A 13893-nucleotide genomic window follows, 5' to 3' on the forward strand; every position below is an offset into this window, starting at 1 on the left:
ACGTGACGATCGGGATCGCAGCATCGCGCCGCAACGTCGGCGCACTGGTCTTGTGTGCCCTCGCGTTGGCATCCTGCCGGGCCGAGCGCGAGGACGTGAACAAGAGCGACGCGCGCCTGCTGGCGGCCGCCTCCAAGGCTGAGGACGCCAACTGGCTGAGCCACGGGCGCACGTATGACGAAACGCGCTTTTCTCCCCTGGCCCAGATCGACGGAGTGAATGCGGGCAAGCTCGGCCTTGCGTGGTACGCCGACCTCGACACCTTCCGGGGGCAGGAAGGCACTCCGCTGGTGGTCGACGGCGTGATGTATGCGACGACGGCATGGAGCAAGGTGGTTGCCCTTGATGCCGAAACGGGCAGGCAGCTTTGGGAGTTCGACCCAAAAGTCCCCGGCACCACTGCGATCCACGCCTGCTGCGACGTGGTCAATCGCGGCGCTGCATATAGCGACGGGCGCCTGTTCTTCGGCACCGTCGACGGCCGCCTGATCGCGCTCGACGCGAAGACCGGCAGGCAGCTCTGGCGCGTGCAGACGACCGATCCGAAGAAGCCCATGGCGATCTCCGGGGCGCCGCGCGTGGCGCGCGGCAAGGTCTTCATCGGCTTCGGCGGCGCGGACCAGGGCATGCGCGGCTATATCTCCGCCTACGACGAGAAGACCGGCCGCCTCGCGTGGCGTTTCTACACCGTGCCGGGCAAGCCGGGCGAGAAGGACGGCACTGCCTCCGACGACGCGCTCGAACGCCTCGCCCTGCCGACCTGGGCGGGAGATTGGTGGAAGATCGGCGGCGGCGGTACGGCTTGGGACTCGATCGTCTACGACGAGAAGATGAACCGCCTTTACGTCGGGGTCGGCAATGGCGGGCCGTGGAACCGGGGCATCCGCTCCGCCGGCAAGGGCGACAACCTGTTCATCGGCTCCATCCTAGCCCTCGATCCCGATACCGGGCGCTACCTCTGGCACTATCAGGAGACGCCGGGGGATCAGTGGGACTTCACTTCCACCCAGCAGATGACGCTCGCGGACCTCACCATCGGCGGTCGCGCGCGCAAGGTGATCCTCCACGCTCCGAAGAACGGCTTCTTCTACGTGATCGACCGAGAGACCGGAAAGCCGCTCTCCGCCGACAAGTTCGTGCCGGTGAACTGGGCCGATCGCGTGGACCTGAAGACCGGCCGTCCGGTGATCGATCCCAAGGCCCGATATGACAAATCCGGCGGCTTCATCGCCAGCTCAGGGCCATGGGGGGCGCACAACTGGCACCCGATGGCGTTCTCGCCCCGGACAGGTCTCGTCTACATTCCGGCGCAGCAGATTCCCTCGATCTACACTCCTGACGGCGCGTTCAAGTATCGCCCCGGCCTGCTCAACATGGGCCTCGCGGAACCAGGCAAGCTGCCGCAGGAAAAGGCCGCGATCGAGGCGATGCTTCAGTCCTTCGAGGGCCGCCTGATCGCCTGGGACCCGGTTGCACGCAAGGAAATGTGGCGTGTGCCTTACAAGGGGCCATGGAACGGCGGCGTGCTGGCGACGGGCGGCGACCTCGTGTTCCAGGGCGACGCTGAGGGCCTATTCCACGCCTACGACGCACGGAGCGGCGAGCAGCGGTGGCAGTTCGACGCGCAGCAACCGATCATGGCGGGGCCGGTGTCCTACGCGGTCAACGGCAGGCAGTATGTCGCCGTCATGTCCGGCAAGGGGGGTGCCTACAACCTTGCCATGCCTAGCTACGCGGCGCCTCAGCAGCGCCTTCCGGGACGCATCCTCGCTTTCCGGATCGATGGCAATGCCCGCCTGCCTGCCCGAGACAAGGCGCCTCCTGCGCCCTTCGCCCCTTCAGCCGAACGCTTCGCGCCGCAGCAGGTGGCCAGCGGGGCGAGCCTGTTCGGCAGCACTTGCGCGGTATGTCACGGCTCGGAAGGGCTGTCCTCAGGCGTGCTTCCCGACTTGCGACGGTCCGGCGCCATCGCCGATGCGGGCGTGTTCCGCCAGGTCGTGATCGACGGTGTGCTCGCGGATCAGGGCATGGTCTCGTTCCGCCAGTACCTGACGCCCACGGATGCGGAAGCAATCCGCGCCTACATCAACGACCGGGCCAGTTCAGCGAAAGCCAAGGGCGAGCCGTGAAGGCACCCAGATCATTTGCTCTTTATTTTTAAGGCATATGATCTAATATCGCAAAAACGATAATTTGGAGAGATTCTGATGGCCGATCTTGGCGCGGCGGAGCGGCTTGAGGGATTCAGCCTGCTTGATCCGATGACGCAGAGCGATCCCTTTGCGATGTACGAGGCGATGCAGGACGCGCCGGGGATCTACCGGATGCCGGAGACGGGGTTCTATATCGTCTCGCGCTATGCCGATCTGCGGGCCGTGCTGACCGATCCGGTGACGTTTTCCAACAAGGTGGACCGCGCTTCGTTGCAAGGACCGGAGAATGCCGAAAGGCTGCGCGCCTATATGGAGAGCAAGGGCTGGCCGCATATTTCCACCCTGCAACGCACCGATGCGCCGGACCATGGGCGCTACCGCAAGCTGGTGGACCGTGTGTTCACCGTCGGGCGCGTGCGGGAGATGACGCCGCACATTGAGGAGGTCGCGCATGGCCTGATCGACACCTTCGCAGCGCGCGGTGAGTGCGAATTCATCAGCGAATACGCGATGTTGCTGCCCGGCACGATTCTCGCCGAGGAGATGGGCCTGCCTTCCGATCAGGTCACGACGTTCAAGAAGTGGGCCGATGCCATGCTCGCCCCGGCATCCTACGTGATGAGCGAGGAGCAATTGCTGCGCAACGCCGACATCGAACTGGAGGCGCAGCACCACCTTGCCGCGCTGTTCGAGGAGCGCCGGGCGCGGCCGACGGGGGACTGGATTTCCGCGCTCGCCACCGCCCATGCGGATACCGAGGAGCCGTTGTCGATGGCGGAGCTGCAGAGCGTGATGAGCCAGCTCATCGGCGGCGGCTTTGAATCGACGATGACTGCCATCGGGCACGCCATGATGCAATTGCTCAACCACCCCGACCAGATGGCGCGGCTGCGCGAAGATCCCAAGCGGATCAAGAACTTCGTCGAGGAAGTCATCCGCTTCGAGAGCCCCACGCAGGGCCTGCGCCGCCGCACCACGCGCGACGTAGAACTGAGCGGGACGGTGATCCCGAAGGACTCGGTGGTGATCGTCCGCTACGGCGCCGCCAACCGCGATGCCGCCAAGTTCGCCTGCCCGCACATGTTCGACATGGAGCGCAGCAACGCCGGCACCCACCTGGCGTTCGGCGCGGGCACGCACTTCTGCGTCGGCGCCGTGCTGGCGCGGCAGGAGATCGCCATCGGCATCACCGCCATCCTCGAACGGCTGGGCGACATCGAACTGGCGCGCCCGCTGACCGAGCCGATTCACCGGGCGAACTTCCTGACCCTGCCCCTGCGGGAACTGCCGATCCGCTTCCGCGCCCGCTCATGACCCGCAAGCAGGACCGCATCGAACTGTTCGTCGTCGTGAAGGGCCACGCCTTCTCGCGCGACGGACTGGAGGCGATGCTGCGCGCCATCGGCTGCGAGCCGACTTTCGTGGACCAGCCCGCCGCCGCCGTGCTGCTCAATCCCGAGCAGATGCGGCGCTACGACGCGCTGTTGTTCTACGACATGCCGGGTCTGGACTTTCGCGCCCCAGCGGCAGAGCGGCCCGGATTCATCGCACCCCCTGCGCATTTTATACAGGGTTTCGAGGGACTTATGGCCGAAGGCAAAGGCATGGTCGTGCTCCATCACGCCATTGCCGGGTGGCCCGCCTGGCCGCGCTATGCCGAGGCGATCGGGGGGCAGTTCCTCTATCGCCACGCCGTGATCGACGGCGCGCCGCGTGCCGATTCCGGCTACCTCGGCGACGTGGCCTATGCCGCGAGGATCGCCGATCCGGAGCACTCGGTCACGGCCGGATTGCCGGGGCGGATCGATCTTGTCGACGAGTTGTATCTCCAGCAGGTCTTCGACGATCCGGCGATCCACCCCCTGCTCTACCTCGACGACGAAGTGGCGCCCGAGCGGTTCCATTCGGCGCGCCGCGCCGTCCAGCGGCTTGGTGACGGCGAAGGGGAACCGTGGCGTCCCGCGCCGCTCAATCCGCTGCTGGCATGGGCAAAGCCGGCGGGAAATTCGCCGCTCGTCTATATCCAGCCGGGGGACAGCGCGCAGACTTACGAGAACCCGCATTACCGGCAACTGGTCGGCAATGCGGTGCAGTGGGTGGCGAGCGACGAGGGCCGCGAATGGGCGCGGCAACGCTCGGCCCAACACACGACCTGACCGGAAAAACCACCTCGCCATTGCGAGCGTCGCGAAGCCATCCGGAGCGGTGCAAACGGCCCTGGATGGCTTCGCTACGCTCGTAATGACGGCGGCTGAGGAGAGGCACCCAAACGGTACTTAACGGCACCTAGCGATACCCTAACGCCGCCCCAGTGGCATCCCGCGAGCACGTAAGCCGCGCTTGGACAGCCTCTATCGCAGGCACCAAAACCCGCATCTGCTGCAAAATTCGCGTGATTTAAAAAGGCAGTTGCCTTAATTTCAAACCACGATAAGTTAAGTCCGTCGCACCAAATTTAACGATACAACTGCGGCTCGAACCACGCGCAAACGCGAAAACAAGCATGGTCGAGGGGAACCTGAAATGATCGAATCGATGAACCAAAAGTCGTGCCGTGGCGCCTTGCTGGCGGGCACCGCGCTGCTGTGCATCACCGGCGGGGCACAGACCGCGCTAGCGCAGGATACCGCCCAAAACGCCGCACAGGATGCTTCGGCGCCGCAGAGCGAGACCGCGCCCGCCGCGATGAACGATATCGTCGTCACCGCCCGCCGCCGAGCGGAATCGGCGCAGGAGGTGCCGGTGGCCGTCACCGTCATCTCGGCACAGGATATCGCGCGCCGCGACCTCACCAGCCTGGAACGCATCGCCGCCGCCACGCCGCAGCTGGTAATCGGGCGCAATGTCTCGGGCTCCGGCGCGCAGCTGACCTTGCGCGGCATCGGCTCCAACTCGCTGTCGATCGGCGTCGAGCAGTCGGTCGCGGTCATCGTCGACGGCGTCTATTACGGCCAGGGCCGCACCATCAACGAGGGGTTCTTCGACCTCGCCTCGATGGAAATCCTCAAAGGCCCCCAATCGCTGTTCTTCGGCAAGAACGCGACGGCAGGCGTGATCTCGATCACCACCGCCAACCCGACCGACCACTTCACGGCGCAGATGCGCACCGGCTACGAATTCAACGCGCAAAAGGTCTACGCCGAAGGCTTCGTCTCCGGCCCGATCGGCGATACGGCGGGCTTCCGCCTTGCCGTACGCGGATCGAAGGACTTCGGATCGCTGTTCGACAACCGCGCCGGGCCGATCACCTACAACACCCGCGACACGCCGACCGCAACCACGGTGGCCCCCAACACCGCGCACACCGCCCTGCCCAGCAAGGCCGGCCCGCGCGAGCGCGACATCCTGGTCCGCGGCACCCTGCGCTGGGAGCCCACCGATGACCTGACCGCCACGGTCAAGGCCAACTACGGCTGGAACAGGACTTACGGCGGCGCGTGGAACTACAACGTGTTCGCCTGCGACGGCGGCACCAGCACGACGACGCCCGGCGTCGCCTGCACGCCCGGCTTCTACAACCGCATGAACGATCTGCCCAAGGACATCGCGGACCAGACCGCGCTGGTGAAGGACCACAACTTCAACGACTACCGTTCGTGGGGCGTCACCGGCAACATCGACTACCAGCTAGGCGACCTCGCGGTAACCTCGGTCACCAACTACAATTTCAACCGCAACCACTGGACCGCGGACATCGATTACCAGTCGTCGCCCACGGTCAACATCTGGGGCGGCGAAGTCAGCCGGTGGAAGGCGTTCAGCCAGGAATTGCGCGTGCTTTCGCAGTTCGACGGCCCGCTCAACTTCCTCGTCGGTGGCTATTACCAGAACACGAAGCGCACCTTCGACCAGGTCGTCATCAACGCCAATGCCGAGAACAGCGCCGCGCCCGAGGGCTATCGCTACGTCCAGTATGCCAAGGAATCGACGACCGACGGCGAAACCCTGTCGGGCTACGGCCAGCTGATCTGGAAGGTCATCCCCGAGATCGAGGTGACCGGCGGCGTGCGCTACATCCACGAGACCAAGGACAGCACGTTCTTCCAGCCTTACGCCAATCCGCGCTTCGCGGGCGTCAACTACGACGTGACCCGGCGCCTCGCGGCCAACCAGACGTTCACCAACTGGTCGCCCGAAGCGACGGTAGCGTGGAAGGTGACGCCGGACATCAACGTCTACGGTGCCTTCAAGACGGCCTACAAGTCGGGCGGCTTCTCCAACAGCTCGATCCTGACGCCGCGCACCGAGGCGGACTTCTTCACCTTCGATCCGGAGAAGGGCAAGGGCTTCGAGGCAGGCATCAAGACGATGCTGTTCGACCGCCAGCTGCGCTTCAACGTCAGCCTCTATACCTTCAAGTACACCGACCTTCAGGTGACCTATCTGGACTCGGCGGCGCTCAGCTACAACTCGGTCAACGCCGGTTCGGCACGCACGCGCGGCGTCGAGGTGGAGTTCGACTATGCGCCGCGCGGTCTTCGCGGGTTCGGGCTGAACGGATCGATCAACTACAACAAGGCGAATTACGGGGACGGCATCGCGCCGTGCTACGGCGGCCAGTCGCTGGCGAACGGCTGCACGCCCGGCCTGCTGGTGCCGCCGGTGCCCGCGACCGGCACGACTCCGGCGCGGCCGGGCACGCCGGGCCAGAACCTCGACGGCGTGTCCACTTTCGCCGCGCCGCGCTGGACCGCGACGCTGGGGATGAAGTACGACACCGACATCAGCGACGGGCTGACCGCCGGGTTCGGGGTCGATAGCCGCTACAGCTCCAGCTATCTGACCTCGGCCTTTGGCTCGCCGCTGTCGCGCCAGGGATCGTACATCAACCTCGACGCGCAGATCCACATCCGCACCGCCGACGAGCGTTGGGAACTGGCGCTGCTGGGCAAGAACCTGACCAACCGCTTCGTCGTCACCGGCGTCACCGACGCCTCCGGCTCGGGGCTCGGCACCGGGACCAACGCCAACCGCATCGCCGACCAGGCCGGGTTCGGCGCCATGCCGCGCACGATCGCGCTGCAGCTGACCTGGCGCATGCCCTGAGCGGCGGCCGATCATAATCACGGAGACAGCCTTGCCCCAACCCGACCTTCTCGATCTTCACGGTTCTTCGGCGCTGCAGGCGCTGACGGTCGGCGGCACGCTTGCCCGTTCCGCCGACCGGTTCGCCGACCGTCCCGCGCTCGTCTACGACGGGCGGGAGGCGACTTATGCCGAACTCTTCGCGCAAGTCGTCGAGCGGGCGCGGTCGTTGGTCGGGCTGGGGGTGAAGCCGGGGGACCATGTCGGCGTACTGGCGCCCAACTGCTGGGACTACGTGGTCCTGTACTATGCGATCGAGATGGTGGGCGGCTGCGCGGTTCTGCTCAATGCGCGGTATCGGGCGGACGACCTCGCCTACGTCATCCCCAAGTCGCAGATCAGCCTGCTGTTCGTGGGCGGCCATGCCTGGCGGCACTGCGACTACCGCCCGATGCTGGGGGAGGTCTTTCCCGAGCTGGCCGGATGGAGCGGGGGCGAACTGTCGGTCGCAGCCGCCCCGGCGCTGCGCGGCGTGATCGAACTGGGTGACGAGCGCCCCGGCAACTGGCCCGGCCTCGCCATGCTGGAAGCCGCCGCCGAGGGCGTCGGCGCCGACGCCGTGATGGAGCGGGCGGCGGCGGTCGGGCCTGACGACGTGGGCCTCATCATCTTCAGTTCGGGCACCACCTCGCGCCCCAAGGCCTGCATGCTCACGCACGGGTCGCTCAGCCGGATGGGCGCCGCGATGGCGGGGCGTTTCCGGCTGACGGAGCAGGACCGCGTCTGGGACCCGCTGCCGCTGTTCCACATGTCGACGATCCTGCCGATGGCCGGGTGCCGGGCGACGGGCGCCTGCTTCATCGGCATGGGGCACTTCTCCGCCGACGAGGCGATGGACCTGCTTATCGAGCGCCGCCCGACCGTGCAGTACGCGGGCTTCCCGACGATCATCTCGGCGCTGGTGACGCATCCGCAGTTCGACCGCTACGACCAGTCGGACCTGCGGATCAACCACGTAGTCGGCCCGGTCGACCTCATGCGCCGCTACGGAACGCTGTTTCCGGGGGCGAAGTACGTCAACAGCTACGGCCTGACCGAAGGCACCGGCGTCCCCTGCTACAGCGAGATCGACGACCCCGACGACGTCCTGTTCGAAACCTCCGGCCCGATCTGCGAAGGCATGGAACTGGCGATCTTCGGCGAGGACGGCCGGATCGTCCCCGACGGCGAGCCCGGAGAGATCCGCATGCGCGGCTTCGGCGTCTTCGCGGGCTACTTCGACGATGCCGAGGCCACCGCCGCCGCCGTCGATGCCGGGGGCTGGCTCCATACCGGCGACCTTGGCCGGATCGGCGCGATGGGGCGCGTGGTCTACGAAGGGCGCCTCAAGGACATGCTCAAGATCGGCGGCGAGAACGTGGCCGCCGTCGAACTGGAGAGCTTCCTCGCCACGCACCCGGCGATCCGCATGGCGCAGGTCGTCGGCGTTCCGGACGAGCGTCTGATGGAAGTCGCCGCCGCCTTCATCGAACTCAACCCCGGCGAAGCCTTGAGCGAAGAGGACGTCGCGCGCCACTGCGCAGGCCGGATCGCCAGCTACAAGATCCCGCGCTACGTCCGGTTCGTCGAAAGCTGGCCGATGAGCGCCACCAAAGTCCAGAAATTCGAACTGCTGCGCGGCTTCACGCCGGAGCGCAAGATCGACCCGGCCGGCCTCGCGAAGTGACGGTCGTGACGCCCATCCGCGAAGCCGGCGCCGATTACCCGGAGGCCGCCCCCGAACCGCAGGGGGGATCGCGGGCGGGCTGGTATCTGATCTTCGTCCTCACCCTGGCCTACACCGCCAGTTTCATCGACCGGCAGGTGCTCAACCTGCTTGTCGGCCCGATCAAGGCCGAGTTCGGGCTCGACGATACCCGCCTCAGCCTGCTGCAGGGCCTCGCCTTCACATCGGCCTACGTCGTCATGAGCCCGGTGTTCGGACGCATCGCCGATGTCGGCAGTCGCAAGGGCGTGCTGATGTTCGGCATCGCCTTGTGGAGTATCGGCACCAGCGCCTGCGGTCTTGCGCGCAGCTACTGGCAGCTGTTCCTCGCCCGCTTCGGCGTCGGCGGGGCGGAAGCCTGCCTGACCCCGGCCGCATGGTCGATCATCGCCGACGCCTTCCCGCCGCGCCTTATCCCGCGCGCCTTCAGCGTCTACATGATGGGGCCATACCTCGGCGGAGGCCTCGCGCTGATCTTTGGCGGATTGCTGCTGCAGGGCGCGGAAGGCTGGGACTTGTCTGCGGTGCCGCTACTGGGCGCGATGAAGCCGTGGCAGTTGGTGTTCTTCTGCGCGGGCCTGCCCGGCGTGCTGATCGCGCTGCTGCTGGTCTTCGTGAAGGAACCCGCCCGCCGCGCCGCTACCGCAAACGCCGAGGTACAGACGATGTCGTCGGCAGAAATCTGGGCGACGTTCCGGCGCTGGCGCGGGTTCTACGGCAATTTCTACCTGGGCATGCCGCTGTTCATCATCCCGCTCTACGCCTTCCCCGCGTGGATGCCGACTGTGCTGATCCGCAAGTTCGGCGTCTCCGCCGCGCAAGTGGGTGTGCAGTACGGCATTGCCGTGCTCATCACCGGATCGCTCAGCGTGCTGGTCAGCCCCTGGGTGGCCCGCGCGGTGGAGCGCATGGGACGGCGCGACAACCTGCTTCTGGTCGCGCTGGGCGCCTCGGTCGCGATGGTGCCGCTCAGCCTCGCGCTCATGGCCGCCACCGATTACTGGACCGCCTTTGCCATCGCGACGGCGGCGAGCGTGCTCTACAGCTTGCCTCAGGCGCTTTCGTCCTCCGCGCTGCAGCTGGTGACGCCCAACCGGATGCGCGGCATCGCCTCGTCCATCTACGTCTTCGTCGTCAGCGTGGCCGGGCTGGCGCTGGCACCTACGTTCGTCGCGCTCATCACCGACCATGTCTTCGGCGACGAGGGCCGCGTGGGCGACTCCCTCGCCATCACCTGCGCCGTCGCGGCGGCAGCATCGACGGTGTTCATCGCCCGCGCCCTGCCCACGTATCGCCGGATGCTGGACGAGGCGGCGTAAGACCGGATGGCTTCAAACCTCCTTGGCAGCACGTCACCCTTCATCGTCATTGCGAGCGCAGCGAAGCAATGACGGACATGAGGAGGCGGGCTCAACGGACGAACGTGAAGGTCAGTCGGCCTTGATCATGTCGGCGAACAGCGGCGCATGACGATGGTTGTAAGGCGCGGTCAGCGCGACGGTCATCTGCACCATGGTATCGTCCACCAGCGCATCGAGCGTGATGCCCTGATCGAAGTGCGGAAAGCCGCTGTCCCGCCGCATCAGCATGTTGAGGAACATCAGCTTGCACAGCCCCACGCGCAAACGCAGCTCCACCGGCGGCACGTAGTTCACGCGCTCGACGATCAGCCGGCGCACCCGGCGCAGCGCGGGCACGGGAACCTCGGGATCGTCGTAAGGGTGCGGAATGCCTTCCGCACGGGTGCGGGTGAGGTACTGGGCGAGGAAGGCGGAGTACGGATGCCGCCCGTTCTCGTCGCTGATCGTCAGGTGCGGCAGGCACATGATCTCCAGCAGCGTGCGCGCATCGCCGAGCAGCCCCGCTTCCTCGGCGCGGTCGAGCATGGCGGCGCGCAGCGGCTCGAACATCTCGGTGCGGTAGTCGAAGATCGCGTAGACCAGCGCTTCCTTGGTGCCGAAGTGGTACTGGACGGCGGTATTGTTGCCCTGCCCTGCCGCCGCCGCGATCTCGCGCAGGGCGACGCCGTCGATCCCGCGATCGGCGAAGAGCTTCTCGGCGGCCTCGATGATCTTGATCCGCGTCGCGGCGGAAGTGACGTGGCGGCGACGGCCGCGCTCCGGCGCAGTTCCGGTCTCGCTGGCTGCGGTGTCATTGGGATCGGATCGGATGGTGTCGTGCATGGCGTTACCCTCCTGTCCCGGCCGCGCTGCTTCGGCAAGGCCCCATGGCCCGCCGCGCCGATCATGACCATCTTGCTGCCCCCGGCGCAAGCCCTTGCAGTGCAGCATCGCCACTATCACGCGGGTCAGGCCCGCGATTTTCCCGGGAGAGCATGACATGAATGAAGCCAGGGTCGCCGTTGTCACCGGCGCCGCGCAAGGCATAGGCCGCGCCGTCGCCGAGAGGCTGGCGCAAACGGGGCACCGGCTGGCGCTGCTCGACGTCAAGGGCCTCGATGCCGTCGCCGATGCCCTGCCCGGCAGCCTCGCCCTGCGCTGCGACGTGGCCGACCCGGCCAGCGTCGAGGACTGCGTGGGGCGCATCGCCGCCGAGTGGGGCCATGTCGACGTGTTGGTCAACAATGCCGGGATCAGTCCCAGTCACGGCGGCCGCTCGCTGCCTGTCGAGGAGACCGATATCGACGAATGGCACCGCGTGATCGCGGTCAATCTCACCGGCACTTTCCTGATGTGCCGGGCCGTGCTGCCGGTGATGAAGCCGCGCGGATGGGGCCGTATCGTCAACTTCTCCTCGCAAGGCGGCCGCATGCGCTCGCGCCTGTCGGGCGCGCACTACGGCGCGACCAAGGCAGGCGTGATCGGCTTTACCCGCGTACTCGCCGGGCAGGTCGGCGCCCACGGCATCACCGCAAACTGCATCGCGCCGGGCCGCATCGTCACCCCGCAAAGCGAAGGCTTCGGCGACAAGGGCACATACACCGACGACATCCCCGTCGGCCGTCTGGGCGAGACCGACGACATCGTCGCGGGCGTGGAGTACCTGATCTCCGAACGTGCCGCGTTCGTCACGGGGACGGTGCTGGACGTCAACGGCGGGTTCTTCATGCCGTAATTCTCCAAAAAACAATCCCGTGACAAATATTTAACCTGACCAAAGACGCACTTGTGTAATACCGCCTCTACAATGGCTTAGGGCGTGGTTGCGACTGCCACGCTCTTCGAACGGGGGACTACTGGTGCGATCGAACAAGACGTGGACGGCATGCGCGTGCGTGCTGGCTCTGCTGGTGACTTCATGTGGCGGCGGCGGAAGCGGCGGGAGCGGAGGCGGTTCCACGCCGACGCCAACGCCGACCCCTGCCCCCACTTCGACACCCACGCCGATCGCCGGGTGCTCGCTGCGCGAACGGCAGGACTGGGCGGAAGCACAGCTGCGCGAATGGTATCTCTTCCCCGAGACCCTGCCCGCGAACGCCAATCCCGCAGCCTACACCACGCTGGACGACTACATTGATTCGCTGACCGCCAATGCCCGCGCCCAGAACCGGGACCGCTTCTTCACCTATCGCACCTCGATCGCGGAAGAGAACGCCTATTACGAGCAGGGCTCCTCGGCCGGGCTCGGCGTCCGCTTGGGCGTCAATTCCGCCGCCCGCCGCCTGTTCGTGATCGAGGCGTTCGAAACCGGTCCGGGGGCGACTGCCGGGATGCGGCGCGGCACGGAAATCCTCGCCATCGGCACCAGTTCGGGCAACCTGCAGACCGTGCAGTCGCTTTGGGTGGCAGGCGGCGTCAACGCGGTCGCCGATGCGCTCGGCCCGGACGAGGCGGGCGTTACCCGCGTGCTCCAGATCAGCGACGCCAGCGGAACGCGCAACATCACCGTCGCCAAGCGCGACTTCGCGCTGCAGCCGGTGTCCAGCACTTACGGCTACAAGGTGATCGACCAGGGCGGGCGCAAGGTTGGCTATCTCAACTTGCGCACCTTCATCTCCACCGCCGAGCCGCAGATGCGCACCGCTTTCGCCGCCTTCCGTGCGGCGGGCGTGACGCAGCTGGTGGTGGACTTGCGCTACAACGGCGGCGGGCTGATCTCCGTGGCCGAGCTTATGGGCAACCTGATGGGCGCCAACCGCACCGCGTCGGACGTCTTTTCCCACACCGTCTTCCGGCCGGAAAAGTCCGCCGAAAACACCACGGCCTACTTCGCGGCGCAGGCCGAATCGGTCGCGCCGACGAAGATCGCCTTCATCACCTCGGGCGGCACCGCCTCGGCGAGTGAGCTGGTGATCAACAGCTTCCTTCCCTACCTCAATGCCGACGTGGCGCTGATCGGCGCGAATACCTACGGCAAGCCGGTGGGACAGATCGCGATCGACCGGCCCTCATGCGACGACCGCCTGCGCATCGTGGCGCTCAAGACGCAGAACAGCGCGGGCGAAGGCGACTATTTCAACGGTCTGGCCGACCGCATGAAGAGCACCTGCACCAGCAACGACGACATCAGCTACGACATGGGCGACCCGCGCGAGGATTCGACCCGCGTGGCGCTGCAGTTCCTGTCCGGCCAGAGCTGCACGCCGATCGTCGGCCAGAGCATGGCACGCATGGCGGTGATGCCGGACACGTCCGAAAAGCGGGACATCCTCGCCCCGGCGCGCCCGAACACTCCGCAGCGCGAGGTGCCGGGTCTGTTCTAGTTCTGGCCCGACCTCCCCTTTTGCCCGGTTGCGGCCGGGCGGGGACTCCTTGACCCTGTGGTTGCCGGTCAACGGCACCACGGGAAAGAGGAGAGGCCATGAAGCGCGCATTGTTCCAGCAGGCCTGGTTCGTGAACAACATCGACGAGGCCGCGCAGAAGTGGTCCGACGCCTTCGGCGCCGGGCCGTTCTGCATGGTCCGCCACCACCACTGCGACGAGTTCACTTATCGCGGCACCACCGAGGAAGCGGACGTTTCCTATGCCTTCGGCTATCTCGGCGACATG

General features: G+C 66.4%; 9 protein-coding genes and 1 pseudogene. 9 read left to right on the top strand and 1 reads right to left on the bottom strand.

The annotated features are described in order from the left end of the window. Positions 1 to 2 precede the first annotated feature (2 nt). The 6 genes from LH128_RS13675 (at position 3) to LH128_RS13700 (ending at position 10262) form a co-directional block, all read left to right on the top strand. Positions 3 to 2129, top strand: coding sequence for a PQQ-dependent dehydrogenase, methanol/ethanol family (locus LH128_RS13675; protein WP_008830235.1), 2127 nt, complete (start codon positions 3 to 5; stop codon positions 2127 to 2129). Positions 2130 to 2207: 78 nt separating this feature from the next. Next, positions 2208 to 3467, top strand: coding sequence for a cytochrome P450 (locus tag LH128_RS13680; protein ID WP_008830236.1), 1260 nt, complete (start codon positions 2208 to 2210; stop codon positions 3465 to 3467). Continuing rightward, positions 3464 to 4309, top strand: coding sequence for a ThuA domain-containing protein (locus LH128_RS13685; protein WP_008830237.1), 846 nt, complete (start codon positions 3464 to 3466; stop codon positions 4307 to 4309). The genes LH128_RS13680 and LH128_RS13685 overlap by 4 nt, the downstream gene beginning before the upstream one ends. 367 nt (positions 4310 to 4676) lie before the next feature. Then, entirely contained in the window at positions 4677 to 7199 is a 2523-nt protein-coding gene (locus LH128_RS13690; protein WP_008830238.1) for a TonB-dependent receptor, read from the top strand. A 31-nt stretch (positions 7200 to 7230) separates the two neighbouring features. Next, positions 7231 to 8904 carry an AMP-binding protein gene (locus tag LH128_RS13695; RefSeq protein WP_008830239.1) on the top strand — a complete coding sequence of 558 codons (1674 nt, stop codon included), beginning with the start codon at positions 7231 to 7233 and terminating at the stop codon, positions 8902 to 8904. Positions 8905 to 8909: 5 nt separating this feature from the next. Next, a complete protein-coding gene (locus LH128_RS13700) occupies positions 8910 to 10262 on the top strand; it encodes a spinster family MFS transporter (RefSeq protein ID WP_172705049.1) in 1353 nt (450 codons plus the stop codon). A gap of 111 nt (positions 10263 to 10373) precedes the next feature. Here the strand turns inward: LH128_RS13700 and LH128_RS13705 are convergent, their stop codons facing one another. After that, a complete protein-coding gene (locus tag LH128_RS13705) occupies positions 10374 to 11126 on the bottom strand; it encodes a TetR/AcrR family transcriptional regulator (protein ID WP_008830241.1) in 753 nt (250 codons plus the stop codon). Positions 11127 to 11283: 157 nt separating this feature from the next. Here LH128_RS13705 and LH128_RS13710 point away from each other — a divergent pair, with 157 nt between their 5' ends. From LH128_RS13710 to LH128_RS13720, 3 genes and pseudogenes are all read left to right on the top strand, one after another. Then, on the top strand, positions 11284 to 12018 hold the full coding sequence (locus LH128_RS13710) for an SDR family NAD(P)-dependent oxidoreductase (protein WP_008830242.1): 735 nt from the start codon (positions 11284 to 11286) through the stop codon (positions 12016 to 12018). Positions 12019 to 12142: 124 nt separating this feature from the next. Further along, positions 12143 to 13606 (top strand): S41 family peptidase, encoded by a 1464-nt coding sequence (locus LH128_RS13715; protein WP_327195162.1) that lies wholly within the window; start codon positions 12143 to 12145, stop codon positions 13604 to 13606. Positions 13607 to 13704: 98 nt separating this feature from the next. Beyond that, a pseudogene (locus LH128_RS13720) lies at positions 13705 to 13893 on the top strand (VOC family protein); the annotation flags it as partial.

This window comes from Sphingomonas sp. LH128 (assembly GCF_000293195.2).
GTDB classification, from domain to species: Bacteria; Pseudomonadota; Alphaproteobacteria; order Sphingomonadales; family Sphingomonadaceae; genus Novosphingobium; species Novosphingobium resinovorum_A.